The sequence below is a fragment of the Carnobacterium inhibens subsp. inhibens DSM 13024 genome (assembly GCF_000746825.1).
In the GTDB taxonomy this organism is placed as follows: Bacteria; Bacillota; Bacilli; order Lactobacillales; family Carnobacteriaceae; genus Carnobacterium_B; species Carnobacterium_B inhibens.
Genome location: NZ_JQIV01000006.1, coordinates 1,648,942 through 1,669,735, shown reverse-complemented (window position 1 = coordinate 1,669,735; position 20,794 = coordinate 1,648,942). Strand labels below are relative to the sequence as shown.

Here is a 20,794-nt window from a genome sequence, read left to right as displayed (position 1 = left end):
CAAGCTTCTCATTTTTTTAGGTAGTGTATGTAAGAAGTCACACGGTTATAATCTATTAAGAAAGAAATAACCACCAATCGGAAAGGATTTCTTGCAAGAAATAAGCAGAAAAGGTACCGAAAAAGATAAAAGGAGCAAATGGTATGTGATGCTTAGAAGTGATTTTCTTGCTGAGTACTAAAGGTAAATGAATCAGTAATGCCGAAAAACATGCGATCATAATTGCCGTCAAGGTTAAAGGATATCCAAGAAGCAAGCCGATAATACCTAATAACTTAACATCGCCACCGCCTATAGGATAGAATTGATAAAGTAGATAAAAGAAGATGAAAAATCCCAATCCGCATAGCAAATAGGTATAAAATTGCTGAGAATGAAGAAAGAATTGCCCTGCAATTACCCATAATAAGAAAAGATTCATTAAGTAATTAGGTAAAAGTTGGTAGTAAATGTCTGAAATAGTAAATACCAGACTAAAAGAAGCTAATCCTATAAGGAACAATCCTTCAATTGGATTTAAATAATAAGTATAAAAGATAAAAAGGAACATAAACCCCATTAATGATTCTGTTAATAGATGAAGGATAGAAATGGGTTGGTGACAATTGCGGCAGCGCCCTTTTTGAAAAAGATAAGAAACTACAGGCAGCAACTCAAAAAAATGAAGTGTTTGGTGACAATTTGGGCAGTAAGAACGTGGCAAAACAATGGATTGATGAATAGGAACTCTTAATCCAACCACCATCAAAAATGAACCTAGACAACAGCCTGTAAGCCAAATCAACAATATAAATACACTAGTTAGCAACTTCATTCACCTCATAAAAACGACTTACTAATAAATATCTGCTATTTAGTCCAGAATGCTTTAAAAAATTAAAGAGATGGAGTATACTAGTAAAAGTGCAAAAGTATAAAAGACTTTTAGCATTTTTTTCAACGCAACTTGTTGACAATAATATTAGACCATGTTATGATTCAAAAGGTGCTTTTGTACGCAGATTCCTGTCTATCAGTCGTGCTGACTGGTACATTGGCCTTAAAACTATACTGAACGGTTGGTTGCAATTTTGCAGCACTTATTTTTTTGCTGAAAAAAGAACCGCCTGGATGTGTGGACTAGAATAATAACATAGGGAAGGAGGAAACAATCGATGCCTACTATTAATCAATTAGTACGTAAACCTCGTAAATCAAAAATAGAAAAATCTGAATCTCCAGCTTTAAACAGAGGTTACAACAGTAAAAGAAAAAAACAAACAACAGTAAACTCACCTCAAAAACGTGGTGTTTGTACTCGTGTGGGAACTATGACTCCTAAAAAACCTAACTCAGCGTTACGTAAATATGCACGTGTTCGTTTGTCTAACTTAATTGAAGTAACTGCTTATATCCCAGGTGAAGGTCACAACTTGCAAGAACATAGTGTGGTTCTTTTACGTGGAGGACGAGTGAAGGATCTACCCGGAGTTCGTTACCACATCGTTCGTGGAGCGCTTGATACTGCCGGTGTTGCAGATCGTAAACAAAGCCGTTCTAAATACGGTACTAAAAAACCTAAATAAGCTTAGCGCTTAATTAAAACAAAAAAATTAGTCTAAAAGATAACTATTATCGAAAGGAGGAATTTGGATGCCTCGTAAAGGTCCTATTACTAAACGTGATGTTTTACCTGATCCACTTTATAATTCTAAACTTGTTACTCGTTTGATCAACCGTATTATGGTTGACGGAAAACGTGGGAAAGCTGCTACAATTCTTTATAATGCATTTGACATGATTAAAGAACAAACTGGCAACGAACCTATTGAAGTATTTGAACAAGCAATGAAAAATATCATGCCTGTTCTTGAAGTTAAAGCTCGCCGTGTTGGGGGTTCTAACTACCAAGTTCCGATCGAAGTTCGTCCAGAACGTCGCACGGCTCTTGCTCTTCGTTGGTTAGTAAGCTACTCTCGTTTACGCGGAGAAGATACTATGGAACAACGTCTTGCTAAAGAAATCATGGATGCTGCTAACAATACTGGAGCAGCAGTTAAAAAACGTGAAGACACTCATAAAATGGCTGAAGCGAATAAAGCTTTCGCTCATTACCGTTGGTAAGATTTTTTCTAGAGGAGGCTTTGGTGCACATGTGCAACTTAGCCTTTAAAGGAAGAATTGAAGTTTCTTAGTTCAAATTAAATTAAGAGAGGTGTTATTGCAAGATGGCAGAAAGAGAATTTTCTCTACACAATACCCGTAATATTGGAATCATGGCTCATATTGATGCTGGTAAAACAACAACAACTGAACGTGTTCTGTATTATACTGGTAAAATCCATAAAATTGGTGAAACCCATGAGGGTGCTTCACAAATGGACTGGATGGAACAAGAACAAGAACGTGGTATTACAATTACATCAGCTGCAACAACAGCTGCTTGGAATAATCACCGTGTAAACATTATCGATACTCCTGGTCACGTTGACTTCACTGTTGAAGTTGAACGTTCTCTACGTGTATTAGATGGTGCTGTTGCTTTACTTGATGCACAATCAGGTGTTGAGCCTCAAACTGAAACGGTTTGGCGTCAAGCAACAACTTACGGTGTGCCCCGTATTGTATTCGTAAACAAAATGGACAAAACTGGTGCAGATTTCTTATACTCTGTAGGTACTATTCATGATCGTTTACAAGCAAACGCTCATCCGATTCAATTGCCAATTGGTGCTGAAGATAACTTCACAGGTATCATTGACTTGATCAAGATGAAAGCTGAAATGTATACAAATGACTTAGGAACAGATATCCGTGAGGAAGACATTCCTGAAGAATACGTAGAATTAGCAGAAGAATGGCGTACAAAATTAGTTGAAGCAGTAGCAGATACAGATGAAGCTTTGATGGAGAAATATCTTGAAGGTGAAGAAATTTCTGAAGCTGAATTGAAAAAAGCTATCCGTACTGCAACAGTTAACGTTGAATTCTACCCAGTTCTATGTGGTTCAGCATTTAAAAACAAAGGTGTTCAATTAATGCTTGATGCAGTCGTTGACTACCTACCGTCACCACTTGATGTACCTGCAATCCAAGGAATCTTACCAGATTCTGAAGAAACTGTAGAACGTCATGCTGATGACAACGAACCATTCTCAGCATTGGCATTTAAAGTTATGACTGACCCGTATGTAGGTCGTTTAACTTTCTTCCGTGTTTATTCTGGTACGTTACAAGCTGGATCTTATGTCCAAAACTCTACTAAAGGTAAACGTGAACGTGTAGGACGTATCTTACAAATGCATGCGAACTCTCGTAGCGAAATTCCTGAAGTATTTGCTGGAGATATTGCAGCAGCTGTTGGATTGAAAAATACAACTACTGGTGATACTTTGTGTGATGAAAAAGTACAAGTGATCTTAGAATCAATGGACTTTCCAGAACCAGTTATCCAAGTAGCTATTGAACCAAAATCAAAAGCTGACCAAGATAAAATGGGTGTTGCGTTACAAAAACTTGCTGAAGAAGATCCAACTTTCCGTGCTGAAACTGACCACGAAACTGGCGAAACAATTATCGCTGGTATGGGTGAGTTGCACTTGGACATCATTGTTGATCGTATGAGACGTGAATTCAATGTTGAAGCTAGTGTTGGTGCTCCACAAGTTTCTTATCGTGAAACATTCCGTGGTTCTACTCAAGCCGAAGGTAAATTCGTTCGTCAATCAGGTGGTAAAGGTCAATACGGTCACGTATGGATCGAATTCTCTCCTAATGAAGAAGGAAAAGGTTTTGATTTTGAAGATGCAATCGTTGGTGGTACTGTTCCTCGTGAATATATCCCAGCAGTTAAAGCTGGTTTGGAAGCTTCATTAGACAACGGAGTTCTTGCTGGATATCCATTAGTTGATATTAAAGCAAAACTTTATGATGGTTCATACCATGATGTCGATTCAAATGAAACTGCCTTTAAAGTTGCTGCTTCAATGGCATTGAAAAATGCTGCTAAAAAAGCAAATCCAGTTATCTTAGAGCCTATGATGGGTGTTGAAATTACAATTCCTGAAGATTATTTAGGAGACGTAATGGGACACATCTCAGCTCGTCGTGGACGTATCGAAGGTTCTGAAGCTCGTGGAAATACTACTATCGTTAAAGGTATGATTCCATTGGCTGAAATGTTCGGTTATGCAACTGCATTACGTTCAGCAACACAAGGTCGCGGTACCTTCTCAATGACATTTGATCATTATGAAGATGTTCCAAAATCTATCTCTGAAGAAATTATCAAGAAAAATGGCGGATCAGCTGACTAATCTTAGTTTGTTGTCCGATCGTTAAGTATTGATTTTCTAACAGATAATCGTTATAATTTTTACAAATGATGAGGATGGAGCAAAATGCTCTATTCTTATCAATAAAAAAAGAACTCACTATGAGGAGGATATTAATAAAATGGCAAAAGAAAAATACGATCGCTCAAAAACGCACGTTAACATTGGTACTATTGGACACGTTGACCATGGTAAAACAACATTAACTGCTGCAATCACTACTGTATTAGCTAAAAGAGGTTTCAAAAGTACTGCAACTGACTACGCTTCAATCGATGGAGCTCCTGAAGAACGCGAACGTGGAATCACGATCAACACTTCTCACGTTGAATACGAAACTGAAACTCGTCACTACGCTCACGTAGACTGCCCAGGCCATGCTGACTATGTTAAAAACATGATCACTGGTGCTGCACAAATGGATGGAGCTATCTTAGTAGTATCTGCTGCTGATGGTCCAATGCCACAAACTCGTGAACACATTCTATTGTCTCGCCAAGTTGGTGTTCCATACATCGTTGTTTTCTTAAACAAAGTTGACCAAGTTGATGATGAAGAATTACTAGAATTAGTTGAAATGGAAGTTCGTGATTTATTATCTGAATATGACTTCCCAGGAGACGACACTCCAGTTATCGCTGGTTCTGCTCTTAAAGCTCTTGAAGGCGTTGAAGAATTCGAAGATAAAATCATGGAATTGATGGATGCTGTAGATTCTTACATTCCAACTCCAGAACGTGATACTGACAAACCATTCATGATGCCAGTTGAGGATGTATTCTCAATTACTGGACGTGGAACAGTTGCTACAGGACGTGTAGAAACTGGACAAATTAAAGTCGGTGAAGAAGTAGAAATCATCGGAATTCATGAAGCTACTACTAAATCAACTGTTACTGGTGTTGAAATGTTCCGTAAATTGTTAGACTTTGCTCAAGCAGGGGACAACATTGGTGCATTATTACGTGGGGTTGCTCGTGAAGACATCCAACGTGGACAAGTTTTAGCTAAACCAGGTTCAATTACTCCACATACAAAATTCTCAGGTGAAGTTTATATCTTATCTAAAGAAGAAGGTGGACGTCATACTCCATTCTTCGCTAACTACCGCCCACAATTTTACTTCCGTACTACTGACGTAACTGGTGTTGTTGAGTTACCAGAAGGTACTGAAATGGTTATGCCAGGAGACAACGTTACAATTAACGTTGAATTGATCGCACCTATCGCTATCGATGCAGGTACTAAATTCACTATCCGTGAAGGTGGACGTACTGTTGGAGCCGGCGTTGTTGCTTCAATCGAAGCTTAATCAACTCTTAAAATAAAACGTTAAAAATTGACTCTATCTGGTATAGAGCGTGATCATCCGAGAAAAAAACCCTGTCATTGCGACAGGGTTTTTTTATTTGGTCTTTTTGTTAAATAGCGTACTTTATAAATAATTGCCCCCACAAAGAAGGACTTAAAACAAAGGTTAACGTAAAAGTGAAATGATCTCTTTCGTGAATAAATCGAAAACACCTTAAGAAGAAATGTTTTGGCTATTTGATAAATAGTATGATGTGATGAATTAAAAGTTCTTTAAAAAAGGTTTTAAATTTCTATAGATATGTATCTATTAATAAAGAAAGATTGCTTCATATATATAGTATAATAGGTACGAATAGTAGAACAGTCAAAACGAACTAGGAGTTGTAAATATGGATTCAAAACTAATTATTTTACGAGGCAACTCTGGAAGTGGCAAAACAACAACTGCTTTAAAGCTGCAAGAAATGTTAGGAGAAGCTACTTTAGTTGTGTCTCAAGATGTGGTTAGGCGGGACATGCTTAAAGTCAACGACAGGGAAGGAAATCTATCTATAGCATTGATCAAACAAATTGCTGAGTTTGGGTTAGGGAAATGTCCTTTTATAATTGTAGAGGGAATTTTGATCAATAAAAGATATAAAAATATGTTGTTAGATTTAATCAATACTTTTGAACAAAACGTTTATACTTACTATTTTGACGTACCTTTTGAAGAAACGCTCAACAGACATAAAAAAAGAGGAAAAGTAAACGAATTCGGAGAAAGTGAAATGCGAAGTTGGTGGAATGAAAAAGATTATTTAGGAGTTCCAAATGAAAAAATTATTACGAAAGACACTTTGCAAGAAGAAGTTGTGAGGAATATATTGAATGATATAGGAGTAGAAAAAACTAGGCTACACTTTAATGAATAATCCTACTTTAGAAAATGTTACTCTGTGCTATATAAAAAAGAAAAGTTTGAATAGCAATAGCGATAGGAATTATAAAAGTAAACAGAAATTATTTACATAAAAGTAAGAAACTTCTCATAATTTTATCATTGTTGTGTTACACTAAATAGCACTAGTGATAAGGAGTGATGGAATGACAAAGACAGTAGATATAGAATGGAATAACTTAGGTTTTAGCTACATAAAAACCGATTACCGTTATATTTCTTATTGGAAAGATGGACAATGGGATGATGGAACTTTATCAGAAGATAATAAAGTTCATATCAGTGAAGGATCAACAGCCTTACACTATGGACAAACTGTTTTTGAAGGAATGAAAGCTTACCGAACAAAAGATGGGTCAATCAATCTTTTTCGGCCAGATCAAAACGCTGAACGGATGCAACGCAGCTGCAGACGTCTAATGATGCCTGCTGTACCGACAGATGTATTTATTGAAGCCGTTAAAAAAGTAGTAAAAGCAAATGAACACTATATTCCGCCATATGGTACAGGAGGATCTTTATATCTTCGTCCGTATATGATCGGTGTTGGAGATAATATTGGTGTAAAACCAGCTGAAGAGTATTTATTCTCTATTTTTTGTATGCCAGTAGGAGCTTACTTTAAAGGCGGATTGACCCCAACGAACTTTATTGTTTCGGATTATGATAGAGCTGCTGGTAATGGAACGGGAGCAGCGAAAGTTGGAGGAAATTATGGTGGTAGTTTACTTCCAGGAGTAGAAGCCCATAAACGTAATTTTAGTGATGCCATTTATTTAGATCCAACAACCCATACTAAAATAGAAGAAGTAGGATCAGCGAATTTCTTTGGCATCACGAAAGACAATAAATTTGTGACACCAGTTTCACCATCTATCTTACCAAGTATCACAAAATATTCTTTGCTTTACCTTGCAAAAGAACGTTTGGGACTTGAAGTGGTGGAAGGCGACGTCTTTATTGAACAGTTGGATGAATTTGAAGAAGCGGGAGCATGCGGAACGGCAGCCGTGATTTCGCCTATTGGAGGAATCCAATACAAAGATGATTTCCATGTCTTCTATAGTGAAACAGAAACGGGACCAGTAACTAAAAAGTTATATGAGGAATTGACGGGCATTCAGTATGGTGATGTAGAAGCGCCTGAAGGATGGATCGAAAAAGTTTAGGAGCAATATAGTTATAGAAGAATCAAGAAATAAAAGAAATAAAAATAGTCAAACAAATAAATAGACAAACAATATAAAATAAGCTAAGATGGGAAACGTTGATGTATTCCTAACTTAGCTTTTTTAAGTTATTAGATAAAAAATAAATCGAAAATAGTTTTAGCAGGAATAAATTAATTCAATAAACAATTAAAAAAAGCTTGATTAATAAAGTCATTTTTTATATAATTGAAAAGGTGCTGATTTCATAAGTGAAATCGTACTGGGGTATTCGAAAGAAACCCAACGGCTATGAAACGAGAGGTCGCGACACACCCGGCCGCTTTGTCACGGCGCGTGTGACGGAAATTTTCGTGGAGCAATGTCTAATTTATAAAAATAGGCGAAGGAGGGAAAATAATGGCAAAACAAAAGATTCGTATCCGCTTAAAAGCATATGAACATCGTATCTTAGATCAATCAGCGGAAAAAATTGTAGAAACAGCAAAAAGAACTGGTGCTAGTGTATCTGGTCCAATTCCATTGCCAACAGAAAGAACTCTTTACACTGTGATTCGTGCGACTCACAAATATAAAGATTCTCGTGAACAATTTGAAATGCTTACACACAAACGTGTGATTGATATTGTTAATCCAACATCTAAAACTGTTGATGCTTTAACAAAATTAGATCTACCATCTGGCGTAGATATCGAAATCAAGCTTTAATTTTTAATTAAAAAAAATAATATAATGGAGGTGTACTCATGACCAAAGGAATCTTAGGAAAAAAAGTAGGAATGACACAAGTCTTCACTGAATCTGGTGAATTAATTCCAGTAACTGTAATCGAAGCAACTCCAAACGTTGTTTTACAAGTTAAAACAGTCGAAACGGATGGTTACGAAGCAGTTCAATTGGGTTACCAAGAACAACGTGAAGTATTGTCAAATAAACCTGCAATGGGTCATGTAGCAAAAGCAAATGCTACTCCTAAGCGCTTCATCCGTGAATTTGACGATGTTGAGCTTGGAGAATACGAAGTAGGACAAGAAGTGAAAGTTGATACTTTCAAAGCTGGAGACATCGTTAATGTAACGGGGACTACCAAAGGTAAAGGATTCCAAGGTGTTATTAAACGCCACGGACAAAGTCGTGGACCAATGTCCCACGGATCCCGTCACCACCGTCGTCCAGGGTCAATGGGTCCTGTAGATCCTAACCGTGTATTCAAACGCAAATTATTACCAGGTCGTATGGGCGGAAATCGCGTAACTATCAAAAACCTTGAAGTTGTTCGCGTTGACGTTGAAAAAAATGTACTTCTTATCAAAGGGAATGTACCTGGGTCTAAAAAATCCTTAATCCAAATTAAATCAGCTTTTCAACAAGCTAAATAAAAATTAAGAGAGGAGGAACAAAGGAATGCCAAACGTAGCCTTATATAAACAAGATGGTACTCAAAATGGTGAAGTTACATTAAACGACGCTATTTTCGGTATCGAACCAAACGAAAATGTTGTATTTGATGCAATCATCATGCAACGTGCTTCATTAAGACAAGGAAATCACTCAGTAAAAAACCGCAGTGCAGTACGCGGTGGTGGACGTAAACCGTGGGCTCAAAAAGGAACTGGTCGTGCTCGTCAAGGGTCAATCAGATCTCCACAATGGCGCGGTGGTGGAATCGTCTTCGGACCAACTCCACGTTCATACAGCTACAAACTTCCTAAAAAAGTTCGTCGCTTAGCAATCAAATCTGTTCTTTCTACTAAAGTAATAAGCGGAGATTTAATTGTTGTTGACGCATTGAACTTTGATGCACCAAAAACTAAAGAATTTGCACAAGTGTTAAAAAATCTAAATGTTGATTCTAAAGCGTTTATCGTAGTAGAAAACGACAATGATTTCGCAACATTATCTGCTCGTAACCTTCCAGGAGTTAAAGTTGTAGCTTTTGATAATGTTACTGTGTTAGATGTTGTAGCGCATGAAAAATTGATTTTGACACAAACTGCTCTAACTAAGCTAGAGGAGGTTCTTCAATAATGGATGTACGTGACGTAATCTTGCGCCCGGTTATCACTGAAGCAGCAATGGCTGCTCAAGATAACAAAAAATACACTTTCGAAGTGGATGTACGCGCAAATAAAACTCAAGTAAAACAAGCGATTGAAGAAATTTTTGACGTAAAAGTTTCTAATGTTAACATCATGAACGTACGTGGAAAATTAAAACGTATGGGTAAACATGCTGGATACACTAAAAAACGTCGTAAAGCAATCGTAACTTTAACAACTGAATCAAAAGAAATTGAATTGTTCGAAGCTTAATTAAAGCTTTGAAAATAAACATCGGGAGGGAAAACACGTGGGTATTAAAAAGTACAAACCTACCACAAACGGCCGTCGTAATATGACTGGTTCTGATTTCGCAGAAATCACTTCAACAACGCCTGAAAAGACATTGTTAGAACCAAACAAAAGAAAAGCCGGTCGTAACAATGCTGGTAAAATCATGGTACGTCACCGTGGTGGCGGACATAAACGTAATTACCGCGTAATCGACTTTAAACGTAATAAAGACGGTATCGTTGGAATTATCAAAACTGTTGAATACGATCCAAATCGTTCAGCAAACATTGCATTAGTACAATACACTGATGGTGTTAAAACATACATCATCGCACCTAAAGGAATTCAAGTAGGACAACAAATCATTTCAGGAGAAACAGTTGATATCAAGACAGGTAATGCTCTTCTATTAGAAAACATTCCTGCTGGTACTGTAATCCACAACATCGAAATGAAACCAGGTAAAGGTGGACAATTAGTTCGTTCAGCTGGAACTAGCGCGCAAGTGTTAGGTAAAGAAGGCAAATACGTAATGATCCGCTTAAACTCAGGTGAAGTTCGTTTGATTTTAGGAACTTGTCGTGCAACAATCGGTTCAGTTGGTAATGAACAACATGAATTGATTAACATTGGTAAAGCCGGACGTTCTCGTTGGTTAGGCAAACGCCCAACTGTTCGTGGATCTGTAATGAACCCTAACGATCACCCACACGGTGGTGGTGAAGGTAAAGCTCCAATCGGACATGCTGGTCCAATGACTCCATGGGGTAAACCTGCTCTTGGATTGAAAACACGTAATAAAAAAGCTCAATCTAATAAATTTATCACACGTCGTCGTAAAACAAAATAAATCTAGGATAGTTGGTTTTTCCAACTTTCCTAAAGAATGGAAGGAGGTTCACCCATGGGTCGTAGTCTTAAAAAAGGACCTTTTGTCGATGAACACTTAATGAAAAAAATGAATGCAATGGCTGAAAGCGAAAAGAAATCTGTCGTTAAAACTTGGTCTCGTCGTTCAACAATTTTCCCGAGTTTCATTGGTTACACAATCGCAGTCTATGATGGACGCAAGCATGTACCAGTTTATATTCAAGAAGACATGGTCGGACACAAATTAGGTGAATTTGCACCAACAAGAACATACCGCGGTCACACTGCGGATGATAAAAAAACTAAACGTTAATTTTGAGAGGAGGATAACTCGATATGGCAGAACAAATTACAGAAGCTAAAGCAACTGCTAAAACTGTTCGTATTGCAGCTCGTAAAGTTCGTTTAGTTGTCGATCTTATTAGAGGGAAAAGCATCGGAGAAGCAATTTCAATTTTGAAATTCACTCCACGTGGTGCTTCACCAGCAATCGAAAAAGTTTTGATGTCAGCAATTGCTAATGCAGAACATAACTACGATTTAGACGTAGAAAACTTGGTAGTAAGCGAAGCTTATGTTAACGAAGGACCAACGATGAAACGTTTCCGTCCACGTGCAAAAGGATCAGCTGCACCAATCTTGAAACGCACAAGCCACATTACAATAGTGGTATCTGAAAAGAAGGAGGGATAATCTGTGGGTCAAAAAATTAATCCAACAGGCTTACGTGTAGGTATCATCCGCGATTGGGATTCTAAATGGTATGCAGAAAAAGATTTCGCAAACTATTTACACGAAGATATCGCTATCCGCGAATATATTGCTAAAAAATTAAGTGAAGCTTCTGTTTCTAAAGTAGAAATTGAACGCGCTGCTAACCGTGTTAACGTTTCAGTTCATACTGCTAAACCAGGAATGGTTATTGGTAAAGGTGGGTCTGAAGTTGACGCATTACGTAAAAAATTAAATGAATTAACAGGCAAAAGAGTTCACATCAACATCGTGGAAATCAAACGCCCTGATCTAGATGCTAAATTAGTCGGCGAAGGAATTGCTCGTCAACTAGAAAGCCGTGTTGCTTTCCGTCGTGCTCAAAAACAAGCTATCCAACGCACAATGCGTGCTGGAGCTAAAGGTATTAAAACAATGGTTTCTGGCCGTTTAAATGGTGCAGATATCGCTCGTAGCGAAACACATTCAGAAGGAACTGTTCCTCTTCATACATTGCGTGCCGATATCGACTACGCATGGGAAGAAGCAGCTACAACTTACGGTAAACTAGGCGTAAAAGTTTGGATCTATCGTGGAGAAGTTCTTCCTGCAAAAAAGAACATTGAGAAAGGAGGGAAATAATCATGTTAGTACCTAAACGTGTAAAATTCCGTCGTGAATTTAGAGGTAAAATGCGCGGTGAAGCTAAAGGTGGGAAAGAAGTAACTTTTGGTGAATGGGGTTTACAAGCCGTAGAATCAAAATGGATCACAAACCGTCAAATTGAAGCAGCTCGTATTGCAATGACACGTTACATGAAACGTGGTGGGAAAGTATGGATTAAAATCTTCCCTCATAAATCATATACGTCTAAAGCAATTGGAGTTCGTATGGGTTCTGGTAAAGGAGCACCCGAAGGTTGGGTTGCACCAGTAAAACGTGGCAAAATCATGTTTGAAGTTGATGGAGTTTCAGAAGAAGTAGCTCGTGAAGCACTTCGTTTAGCTTCTCATAAACTACCTGTTAAAACTAAGATTGTAAAACGTAAAGAAATTGGTGGTGAATCGAATGAAAGCTAATGAACTTAAAGAGTTAACCACTGCTGAAATGGTTGAAAAAGAAAAAGCATTTAAAGAAGAGTTATTCAATCTAAGATTCCAGTTAGCTACTGGCCAACTAGAAAATACTGCTCGCTTAAGTGAAGTTCGCAAATCGATTGCACGCATTAAAACTGCGTTACGTCAAGCTGAATTACAAAAATAGTTGATTGGCAAAGGAGGTCACCAAACAATGAGTGAAGAACGTAATCAACGTAAAGTCTACCAAGGCCGAGTTGTTTCAGACAAAATGGATAAAACGATTGTTGTCGTAATCGAAACACAAAAGAAACACAGCCGTTATGGTAAACGTATTAAATACTCTAAAAAATATAAAGCACATGATGAAAACAATGTTGCCAAAATTGGCGATATCGTAAAAATTATGGAAACTCGTCCATTATCATCTACAAAACATTTCCGTTTAGTAGAAGTTGTTGAAGAATCTGTTACTATTTAAGGTTTACAACAAATAACTTAGTTTCCAAATCTGGAAGGAGGATACCACAGTGATCCAAACAGAAAGTCGTTTGAGAGTTGCAGATAACTCAGGAGCTCGTGAAGTCTTAACTATTAAAGTATTAGGCGGATCTGGCCGTAAAACTGCTAACATTGGTGATGTAATTGTTTGTACTGTAAAACAAGCAACACCAGGTGGCGTTGTCAAAAAAGGTGAAGTCGTTCGTGCAGTTATCGTTCGTACTAAATCAGGAGCTCGCCGTTCAGATGGTTCATACATTAAATTTGATGAAAATGCATGTGTAATTATCCGTGACGATAAGAGTCCACGTGGAACTCGTATCTTTGGACCAGTTGCTCGCGAATTGCGTGACAACAACTTCATGAAGATCGTTTCACTTGCTCCAGAAGTTCTTTAATAATCAACCATCCACAAAGGAGGTGCGTGAAAGACATGTACATTAAAACAGGTGATAAAGTAAAAGTTATTACTGGCAAAGACAAAGGAACTGAAGCTGTTGTATTAAAAGCTTTTCCTAAAAAAGATCGTGTAATCGTAGAAGGCGTTAATGTTATGAAAAAACATCAAAAACCTAACTCAGCGAATCCACAAGGTGGAATCATTGAAATGGAAGCCCCTATACACGTTTCAAATGTTATGCTAATAGACGCTTCAACTGGCGAACCAACTCGTGTTGGCTTTAAAGTAGAAGATGGTAAGAAAGTACGTATTTCTAAAAAAACCGGTGAAGTTTTAGATAAATAATAGATAAGGAAGGAGGTATGAACTTCATGAACCGCCTTAAAGAAAAATATATCCAAGAAGTAACACCCTCAATGGTAGAAAAATTTGGTTACAAATCAATTATGCAAACTCCTAAAGTAGATAAAATCGTTATCAACATGGGTGTGGGTGATGCTGTATCAAATGCTAAAAATTTAGATAAAGCTGTTGACGAATTAACAGTGATTTCTGGTCAAAAACCATTAATTACTAAAGCTAAAAAATCAATTGCTGGCTTCCGTTTACGTGAAGGTATGCCAATTGGTACTAAAGTTACATTACGTGGAGACAGAATGTACGATTTCTTAGATAAATTGGTTTCTGTTTCACTTCCTCGTGTACGTGACTTCCATGGTATAAGCAACAAGTCATTTGACGGACGTGGAAACTACACTTTAGGAGTTAAAGAACAATTAATCTTCCCAGAAGTTGACTACGATAAAGTAGACAAAGTCCGCGGAATGGATATTGTTATTGTAACTACTGCAAACACAGATGAAGAATCTCGTGAACTTTTGACACAACTTGGAATGCCATTCCAAAAATAAGAATAGGAGGCGAACTACGTGGCTAAAAAATCACAAATTGCTAAAAACAAACGCCCTGCTAAATTCTCAACTCAAGCATACACTCGTTGTGAACGCTGTGGACGTCCACACTCAGTTTACCGCAAATTTAAACTTTGCCGTATTTGCGTCCGTGAACTTGCCTATAAAGGACAAATTCCTGGCATGAAAAAAGCAAGCTGGTAATACGATACTCGCATAAAGGAGGCTAAATTCAATGGTCATGACAGATCCAATTGCAGATTTTCTAACTCGTGTACGTAACGCTAACCAAGCACGTCACGAACAATTAGAAGCACCTGCATCAAAAATTAAAAAAGACATTGCTAACATTTTGAAACGTGAAGGTTTCATTAAAGATGTTGAATACATGGAAGATGACAAACAAGGCGTTATCCGCGTTTTCTTAAAATACGGAAAAAACAACGAACGTGTTATCACAGGATTGAAACGTATCTCTAAACCAGGTTTGCGTGTTTACGCTAAAGCTGGCGAAGTACCTAAAGTTCTTAACGGACTTGGTATTGCGATCGTATCAACTTCTGAAGGTGTCATCACAGATAAAGAAGCAAGAGCAAAAAATATCGGTGGCGAAATAATCGCTTACGTTTGGTAATAAGTAAGAATAATCAAGGAGGTGCATTGCTGTGAGCCGTATAGGTAATAAAACAATCACTATCCCTGAAGGCGTAACGGTTACTCGTAATGAGGACATCGTTACTGTTAAAGGGCCAAAAGGTGAATTGAGTCGTTCTTTCAGCCCAGTTATCACAATGAATGTAGAAGGCAACGAAATTAACTTTTCTCGTCCAAACGACTTGAAAACAAATCGTGCACTACATGGCACAATGCGTGCTAATTTAAACAACATGATTGTTGGTGTAACTGTTGGTTTTGAAAAAACATTAGAATTAGTTGGTGTTGGGTACCGTGCTCAATTACAAGGTGAAAAACTTGTATTGAACGTTGGATACTCTCATCCTGTAGAATTTGTTCCAGAAGATGGAATTAACGTTGAAGTTCCTGCAAACACTAAAGTAGTTGTTAAAGGAATGAACAAAGAGAAAGTTGGCGCTTTAGCTGCTAACATTCGTAGCGTACGTCCACCTGAACCTTATAAAGGTAAAGGAATTCGTTATTCTGACGAAGTTGTACGTCGTAAAGAAGGTAAAACAGGTAAATAATAGCCTGGCTGCCTAATTTTCAACCATAAAATTAAAGAGGTGACAATTGTGATTACAAAACCAGACAAAAACAAACTACGTCTGAAAAGACATGGTCGTGTACGTTCTAAAATTTCTGGTACTGCAGAGTGCCCACGCTTAAACGTGTTCCGTTCTAATAAAAACATCTACGCTCAAGTAATTGATGACGTAGCGGGTGTAACGCTAGCAAGTGCATCTTCATTAGACAAAGAAGTTTCAGGAGAAACAAAAGTAGCACAAGCTTCAGCTGTTGGTTCAGCTATCGCTAAAAGTGCTGTAGAAAAAGGTATCAAACAAGTAGTCTTTGACCGTGGTGGATACCTTTACCATGGCCGTGTGCAAGCTTTAGCTGAAGCTGCTCGCGAAAATGGACTAGAATTTTAAAAAAAGGAGGAATACCACACATGGTTTACATCGATCCAACACATTTGGAATTAGAAGATCGTGTCGTTTCAATCAATCGCGTAACTAAAGTTGTTAAAGGTGGACGTCGTCTACGTTTTGCTGCTATCGTTGTTGTCGGAGATAAAAACGGACACGTAGGTTTCGGTACTGGTAAAGCTCAAGAAGTACCAGAAGCTATCCGCAAAGCAATTGAAGATGCTAAGAAGAATCTTATTGAAGTACCTATGGTAGATACTACGATTCCTCACGAAGTTATTGGTCGCTACAGCGGCGGTAACATCTTAATCAAACCTGCTGTTGCCGGTTCTGGGGTTTCTGCTGGTGGTCCAGTACGTGCCATCTTGGAATTAGCTGGAGTTGCTGACGTAACAAGTAAATCTTTAGGTTCAAGTACACCAATCAATATGATTCGTGCTACTGTTGAAGGTTTATTACAGTTGAAACGCGTTGAAGATGTTGCAAAACTTCGCGGTAAAACTGTAGAAGAAATTATAGGATAAGGAGGACATTAAGAAATGGCTAATTTAGAAATTACTTTAAAACGTAGCGTTATCGGACGTCCTCAAAACCAAAAAGATACAGTTAAAGCTCTTGGATTAAGAAAAATCAACAGCACTGTAGTGAAGCCTGCTAATGAAGCAATCACTGGTATGGTTAACACAATCTCACATTTAGTGGACGTTAAAGAAGTATAGTAACAAGTAAGTAGACTTTTAATTGAAGGAGGTGCCTAATCTATATGAAACTTCATGAATTACAACCCGCAGAAGGATCTCGTAAAGTGCGTAACCGCGTTGGACGTGGGACTTCATCAGGTAACGGTAAAACATCAGGTCGAGGCCAAAAAGGACAAAACTCACGTTCAGGTGGTGGCGTACGTTTAGGATTTGAAGGTGGTCAAACACCATTATTCCGTCGTGTACCAAAACGTGGATTTACAAACATCAACCGCAAAGAATTCGCTATTGTAAATCTTGATACTTTAAACCGTTTCGAAGATGGTACAGTAGTAACACCAGCATTGTTGGTGGAAACAAAAGTCATCAAATCTGAAAAATCAGGGATTAAAGTTTTGGGTAATGGTCAAGTTGAACGTAAACTTACTGTTCAAGCAAGCAAATTCTCCCAAGCAGCTAAAGAAGCAATTGAAGCTGCTGGCGGTTCAGTTGAGGTGATCTAATGATCAAACTGCTTATAGAATCCTTTAAAGCAAAGGACATTCGAAGTAGAATTATCTTCACTTTAGGTATTTTAATCGTGTTTAGACTAGGAACTCATATAACGGTTCCTGGTGTTAATGCGGCAGCTTTACAAGAACTATCCTCAAATAGTTCTTTGTTTAGTTTATTGAATACTATCGGTGGGGGAGCATTAGACAGATTTTCTATTTTTGCACTCGGTGTTTCTCCTTATATCACTGCCTCAATTGTTGTTCAACTGTTGCAAATGGACATTATTCCTAAGTTTGCTGAATGGGCAAAACAAGGTGAAGTAGGCCGCAGAAAATTAAACCAAGTTACAAGATACTTAACAATTGGGTTGGCATTTGTTCAAGCAATTGGTATCTCTTATGGGTTTAATGCTGGCACGAACCAAGGATTGATTATCAATCCAGGAACGACTACTTATCTTATGATTGCCGTCATGTTTACTGCCGGAACTATGTTAGTTATGTGGCTAGGGGAACAAATTACAGTTAAGGGATTTGGAAACGGGACTTCAATGATTATCTTCTCAGGTATCATTGCTCGTGTACCTTCTGATTTAAGTGATTTTTACAATTCACAAATACGAAATGCTGGAGATGAAATGGCGCAAGCTCTTCTCTTCGCACTTCTAATTGCGATTGCTTTCGTAGCAATTGTTGTAACAGTCGTCTACGTCGAAAATGCAAAAAGAAAAATTCCTGTTCAATACTCAAAACGTTCAGCTGGCTCAAACCAGGACACTCACTTGCCTTTGAAAGTAAACTCAGCTGGTGTTATTCCAGTTATCTTCGCAAGTTCATTTATTATGACACCACAAACAGTCTTAGGATTCTTTAGTGCTACGAATGCAGATGCACAATGGTTTATCATTTTAAATAAGATCTTTAACTTGCAAGAACCGATTGGAGCAGTATTATATACTGTTTTAATTGTAGTCTTTACGTATTTCTACGCATTCATCCAAGTGAATCCGGAAAAAGTTGCTGAAAACTTACAAAAACAAGGCGGATATATTCCTAGTGTGCGTCCAGGAAAACCAACACAAGACTTTATCTCAGCAACGCTAACGCGTTTGAGTACAGTCGGAGCTGTTTATCTTGGAGTTATCGCAATACTTCCAATACTTGCGTCAAACGTTTGGAACTTACCTCAATCTGTTTCTCTAGGTGGAACCAGCCTACTTATCGTAGTTGGTGTAGCTCTAGAACTTATGAGACAACTTGAAGGCCAAATGTCTAAAAAAAGTTACCAAGGCTTTATACAATAAGAAGAAAGTGTTGAGGATTATCCTCGGCACTCATTCTTACATTTAAGGAGGAAAATATTTTGAATCTCATTTTAATGGGTCTTCCTGGTGCAGGAAAAGGAACGCAAGCTGAACAAATTGTTGACACATATCATGTGCCGCATATTTCTACAGGGGATATGTTCCGAGCTGCTATCAAAAATGAAACTGCCTTAGGATTAGAAGCTAAGTCTTATATGGATAAAGGCGATTTAGTACCTGACGAAGTAACCAACGGGATTGTAAAAGAACGTTTAGCTGAAGCAGATACTGAAGATGGGTTCTTATTAGATGGTTTTCCTAGAACGCTTAACCAAGCGCATGCTTTGGAAGAAATCTTAAAAGACCTAAACAAAAAATTAGATGCTGTTGTTTACATCAGTGTTAACAAAGATATCTTAATGCAACGTTTAACTGGACGGATTATCTGTCGTTCATGTGGTGCAACGTATCATAAAATCAATAAACCACCAGTGGTTGAAGGTACTTGTGATCGATGTGGCGGACATGAATTCTATCAAAGAGAAGACGATAAACCAGAAACTGTTGAAAATCGTATTAGTGTTAACCTAGAGTTAACCGAACCTCTATTAGACTTTTATAAAGAACGTAATGTGTTACACACCGTAAATGGTGAAGATGATGTTAAAGACGTTTTCAAAAATGTCCAAAACATACTTGTAAACACTAAGTAAATGAACAGAGCAACAATGACTTCATTATATTCTTGATATAAGTCACTGCCAGCAAGATCACTGTTGAAATTGATTAAACAGTATTCGAGCAAGGCTACTTGTCACTATATTTAATTTGTGGTACAATATTCGAGGTGTTGTCTTTTCAATGCTGAACTATTGTGTTATTATAAGAAGATTAAAAAAATAGAAGGTGAGGGCTAAGTGCGCTCACTGTTTATCGCGTGCAAATGCGAAACAATTTTAAGGAGGTACTAGGCGTGGCGAAAGACGATGTCATTGAAATTGAAGGAACAGTCGTTGAAACTTTGCCGAATGCAATGTTTAAAGTCGAACTTGAAAATGGCCATGTTGTATTGGCTCACGTTTCAGGTAAAATCCGAATGCACTACATTAGAATCCTACCAGGAGACAAAGTAACAGTTGAGTTGTCACCGTATGATTTATCACGTGGTCGCATAACTTATCGCTTTAAATAATTGTACTCCGTCAATAAAATAGGAGGTATAGTTCATGAAAGTAAGACCATCAGTAAAGAAAATTTGTGACAAATGCAAAGTTATCCGTCGTAAAGGACGTGTTATGGTGATTTGCGAAAACCCTAAACACAAACAACGCCAAGGATAATCATTTAAAAAAACAGGAGGTGTAATTGTTAATGGCTCGTATTGCAGGTGTAGATATTCCGCGTGACAAACGCGTAGTAATTTCTCTAACTTATATATATGGAATCGGTAAAAACACAGCTCAAAAAGTCTTAAACGAAGCTGGCGTATCTGAAGAAATTCGTGTACGTGACTTGTCAAATGATCAATTAGACGCTATTCGTTCTACAATTGATAAATTAAAAGTTGAAGGTGACCTTCGTCGTGAAGTAAGCCAAGACATCAAACGATTGATTGAAATCGGATCATACCGAGGCATACGTCATCGCCGTGGTTTACCAGTTCGTGGACAAAACACGAAAAACAACGCGCGTACTCGTAAAGGCCCAGCTAAATCAATTGCCGGCAGAAAAAAATAAAACATTAGTAAGGAGGTAACCTCATGGCAAAAAAAGTTACACGTAAACGTCGTGTTAAAAAGAATGTAGAAAGCGGAGTTGCACATATTCGTTCTACTTTTAACAACACAATCGTAATGATTACAGATGTACATGGAAATGCGATTTCATGGTCTTCAGCAGGATCTTTAGGATTCCGCGGATCAAAAAAATCTACTCCATTTGCAGCTCAAATGGCAGCTGAAGCAGCCGCTAAAGTAAGTATGGAAAACGGAATGAAAACTGTAGAAGTTGCAGTTAAAGGTCCAGGTTCTGGTCGTGAAGCAGCAATTCGTTCTTTACAAGCTACTGGATTAGAAGTTACAGCAATTCGTGACGTAACTCCAATTCCTCATAATGGATGCCGCCCTCCAAAACGCCGTCGTGTTTAATTGAGA

The 20,794-nt window shown here is 37.9% G+C and carries 34 protein-coding genes; 33 read left to right on the top strand and 1 reads right to left on the bottom strand.

Annotation, left to right across the window (positions count from 1 at the left end; translation table 11 throughout):
• Positions 1–55: 55 nt before the first annotated feature.
• The gene (locus BR65_RS09235; RefSeq protein ID WP_051932737.1) at positions 56–808 is read right to left on the bottom strand and encodes a prepilin peptidase; all 753 of its coding nucleotides are present in this window, start codon (positions 806–808) and stop codon (positions 56–58) included.
• Between the two features lie 346 nt (positions 809–1,154).
• Between BR65_RS09235 and rpsL the strand changes: the two genes are divergently transcribed.
• From rpsL to rpsK, 33 genes are all read left to right on the top strand, one after another.
• Complete coding sequence (gene rpsL, locus BR65_RS09225) at positions 1,155–1,565, top strand: 30S ribosomal protein S12 (protein ID WP_023179576.1); 411 nt, start codon at positions 1,155–1,157, stop codon at positions 1,563–1,565.
• A 67-nt stretch (positions 1,566–1,632) separates the two neighbouring features.
• Positions 1,633–2,103, top strand: a complete 471-nt coding sequence (gene rpsG / locus BR65_RS09220) for a 30S ribosomal protein S7 (protein ID WP_013712039.1) — start codon at positions 1,633–1,635, stop codon at positions 2,101–2,103.
• Positions 2,104–2,207: 104 nt separating this feature from the next.
• A complete protein-coding gene (gene fusA, locus BR65_RS09215) occupies positions 2,208–4,295 on the top strand; it encodes an elongation factor G (protein ID WP_023179574.1) in 2,088 nt (695 codons plus the stop codon).
• A 139-nt stretch (positions 4,296–4,434) separates the two neighbouring features.
• Complete coding sequence (gene tuf, locus BR65_RS09210; RefSeq protein WP_023179572.1) at positions 4,435–5,625, top strand: elongation factor Tu; 1,191 nt, start codon at positions 4,435–4,437, stop codon at positions 5,623–5,625.
• A gap of 391 nt (positions 5,626–6,016) precedes the next feature.
• Positions 6,017–6,541, top strand: a complete 525-nt coding sequence (locus tag BR65_RS09205; protein ID WP_034537978.1) for a kinase — start codon at positions 6,017–6,019, stop codon at positions 6,539–6,541.
• Positions 6,542–6,713: 172 nt separating this feature from the next.
• Complete coding sequence (locus BR65_RS09200; protein WP_023179568.1) at positions 6,714–7,736, top strand: branched-chain amino acid aminotransferase; 1,023 nt, start codon at positions 6,714–6,716, stop codon at positions 7,734–7,736.
• A 399-nt stretch (positions 7,737–8,135) separates the two neighbouring features.
• Entirely contained in the window at positions 8,136–8,444 is a 309-nt protein-coding gene (gene rpsJ, locus BR65_RS09195; RefSeq protein WP_013712034.1) for a 30S ribosomal protein S10, read from the top strand.
• A gap of 38 nt (positions 8,445–8,482) precedes the next feature.
• Positions 8,483–9,115 carry a 50S ribosomal protein L3 gene (gene rplC, locus BR65_RS09190; protein WP_023179567.1) on the top strand — a complete coding sequence of 211 codons (633 nt, stop codon included), beginning with the start codon at positions 8,483–8,485 and terminating at the stop codon, positions 9,113–9,115.
• A gap of 25 nt (positions 9,116–9,140) precedes the next feature.
• Entirely contained in the window at positions 9,141–9,764 is a 624-nt protein-coding gene (gene rplD, locus BR65_RS09185; protein WP_007725670.1) for a 50S ribosomal protein L4, read from the top strand.
• Positions 9,764–10,048 (top strand): 50S ribosomal protein L23, encoded by a 285-nt coding sequence (rplW, locus tag BR65_RS09180; RefSeq protein WP_023179565.1) that lies wholly within the window; start codon positions 9,764–9,766, stop codon positions 10,046–10,048. The genes rplD and rplW overlap by 1 nt, the downstream gene beginning before the upstream one ends.
• 37 nt (positions 10,049–10,085) lie before the next feature.
• Positions 10,086–10,919, top strand: a complete 834-nt coding sequence (rplB, locus tag BR65_RS09175) for a 50S ribosomal protein L2 (protein WP_023179563.1) — start codon at positions 10,086–10,088, stop codon at positions 10,917–10,919.
• A gap of 54 nt (positions 10,920–10,973) precedes the next feature.
• Positions 10,974–11,252, top strand: coding sequence for a 30S ribosomal protein S19 (rpsS, locus tag BR65_RS09170; protein WP_023179561.1), 279 nt, complete (start codon positions 10,974–10,976; stop codon positions 11,250–11,252).
• Between the two features lie 23 nt (positions 11,253–11,275).
• The gene (rplV, locus tag BR65_RS09165) at positions 11,276–11,632 is read left to right on the top strand and encodes a 50S ribosomal protein L22 (protein WP_023179559.1); all 357 of its coding nucleotides are present in this window, start codon (positions 11,276–11,278) and stop codon (positions 11,630–11,632) included.
• Positions 11,633–11,635: 3 nt separating this feature from the next.
• Positions 11,636–12,292, top strand: a complete 657-nt coding sequence (gene rpsC / locus BR65_RS09160) for a 30S ribosomal protein S3 (protein ID WP_034537977.1) — start codon at positions 11,636–11,638, stop codon at positions 12,290–12,292.
• Between the two features lie 2 nt (positions 12,293–12,294).
• Positions 12,295–12,729, top strand: a complete 435-nt coding sequence (gene rplP, locus BR65_RS09155) for a 50S ribosomal protein L16 (protein ID WP_007725689.1) — start codon at positions 12,295–12,297, stop codon at positions 12,727–12,729.
• The gene (gene rpmC / locus BR65_RS09150; RefSeq protein WP_013712026.1) at positions 12,719–12,913 is read left to right on the top strand and encodes a 50S ribosomal protein L29; all 195 of its coding nucleotides are present in this window, start codon (positions 12,719–12,721) and stop codon (positions 12,911–12,913) included. Before rplP ends, rpmC begins: the two co-directional genes overlap by 11 nt.
• Before the next feature lie 27 nt (positions 12,914–12,940).
• On the top strand, positions 12,941–13,207 hold the full coding sequence (gene rpsQ, locus BR65_RS09145; protein ID WP_034537976.1) for a 30S ribosomal protein S17: 267 nt from the start codon (positions 12,941–12,943) through the stop codon (positions 13,205–13,207).
• Between the two features lie 49 nt (positions 13,208–13,256).
• Complete coding sequence (gene rplN / locus BR65_RS09140; RefSeq protein WP_023179554.1) at positions 13,257–13,625, top strand: 50S ribosomal protein L14; 369 nt, start codon at positions 13,257–13,259, stop codon at positions 13,623–13,625.
• A gap of 35 nt (positions 13,626–13,660) precedes the next feature.
• Positions 13,661–13,972 carry a 50S ribosomal protein L24 gene (rplX, locus tag BR65_RS09135; protein ID WP_007725693.1) on the top strand — a complete coding sequence of 104 codons (312 nt, stop codon included), beginning with the start codon at positions 13,661–13,663 and terminating at the stop codon, positions 13,970–13,972.
• 26 nt (positions 13,973–13,998) lie between these two features.
• Complete coding sequence (gene rplE / locus BR65_RS09130) at positions 13,999–14,538, top strand: 50S ribosomal protein L5 (protein WP_023179552.1); 540 nt, start codon at positions 13,999–14,001, stop codon at positions 14,536–14,538.
• Between the two features lie 18 nt (positions 14,539–14,556).
• The gene (locus tag BR65_RS09125; protein ID WP_013712021.1) at positions 14,557–14,742 is read left to right on the top strand and encodes a type Z 30S ribosomal protein S14; all 186 of its coding nucleotides are present in this window, start codon (positions 14,557–14,559) and stop codon (positions 14,740–14,742) included.
• A 31-nt stretch (positions 14,743–14,773) separates the two neighbouring features.
• Positions 14,774–15,172: a 30S ribosomal protein S8 gene (gene rpsH, locus BR65_RS09120; RefSeq protein ID WP_023179551.1), complete on the top strand. Its 399-nt coding sequence runs from the start codon at positions 14,774–14,776 to the stop codon at positions 15,170–15,172.
• Between the two features lie 31 nt (positions 15,173–15,203).
• Complete coding sequence (gene rplF, locus BR65_RS09115; protein WP_023179549.1) at positions 15,204–15,740, top strand: 50S ribosomal protein L6; 537 nt, start codon at positions 15,204–15,206, stop codon at positions 15,738–15,740.
• A gap of 48 nt (positions 15,741–15,788) precedes the next feature.
• Positions 15,789–16,145, top strand: a complete 357-nt coding sequence (gene rplR, locus BR65_RS09110; protein WP_023179548.1) for a 50S ribosomal protein L18 — start codon at positions 15,789–15,791, stop codon at positions 16,143–16,145.
• Positions 16,146–16,165: 20 nt separating this feature from the next.
• The gene (rpsE, locus tag BR65_RS09105; RefSeq protein ID WP_023179546.1) at positions 16,166–16,666 is read left to right on the top strand and encodes a 30S ribosomal protein S5; all 501 of its coding nucleotides are present in this window, start codon (positions 16,166–16,168) and stop codon (positions 16,664–16,666) included.
• Between the two features lie 15 nt (positions 16,667–16,681).
• Positions 16,682–16,861, top strand: coding sequence for a 50S ribosomal protein L30 (gene rpmD, locus BR65_RS09100; protein ID WP_023179545.1), 180 nt, complete (start codon positions 16,682–16,684; stop codon positions 16,859–16,861).
• Positions 16,862–16,905: 44 nt separating this feature from the next.
• The gene (gene rplO, locus BR65_RS09095) at positions 16,906–17,346 is read left to right on the top strand and encodes a 50S ribosomal protein L15 (RefSeq protein ID WP_023179543.1); all 441 of its coding nucleotides are present in this window, start codon (positions 16,906–16,908) and stop codon (positions 17,344–17,346) included.
• On the top strand, positions 17,346–18,641 hold the full coding sequence (gene secY / locus BR65_RS09090) for a preprotein translocase subunit SecY (protein WP_023179541.1): 1,296 nt from the start codon (positions 17,346–17,348) through the stop codon (positions 18,639–18,641). The genes rplO and secY overlap by 1 nt, the downstream gene beginning before the upstream one ends.
• Before the next feature lie 59 nt (positions 18,642–18,700).
• On the top strand, positions 18,701–19,354 hold the full coding sequence (locus BR65_RS09085) for an adenylate kinase (RefSeq protein WP_023179540.1): 654 nt from the start codon (positions 18,701–18,703) through the stop codon (positions 19,352–19,354).
• A gap of 260 nt (positions 19,355–19,614) precedes the next feature.
• Positions 19,615–19,833, top strand: coding sequence for a translation initiation factor IF-1 (infA, locus tag BR65_RS09080; protein WP_013712012.1), 219 nt, complete (start codon positions 19,615–19,617; stop codon positions 19,831–19,833).
• 34 nt (positions 19,834–19,867) lie between these two features.
• Positions 19,868–19,981 carry a 50S ribosomal protein L36 gene (gene rpmJ / locus BR65_RS09075; RefSeq protein ID WP_007722194.1) on the top strand — a complete coding sequence of 38 codons (114 nt, stop codon included), beginning with the start codon at positions 19,868–19,870 and terminating at the stop codon, positions 19,979–19,981.
• Between the two features lie 31 nt (positions 19,982–20,012).
• Positions 20,013–20,378 carry a 30S ribosomal protein S13 gene (gene rpsM / locus BR65_RS09070; protein ID WP_023179538.1) on the top strand — a complete coding sequence of 122 codons (366 nt, stop codon included), beginning with the start codon at positions 20,013–20,015 and terminating at the stop codon, positions 20,376–20,378.
• A gap of 23 nt (positions 20,379–20,401) precedes the next feature.
• A complete protein-coding gene (gene rpsK / locus BR65_RS09065; RefSeq protein ID WP_023179536.1) occupies positions 20,402–20,788 on the top strand; it encodes a 30S ribosomal protein S11 in 387 nt (128 codons plus the stop codon).
• Positions 20,789–20,794 lie beyond the last annotated feature (6 nt).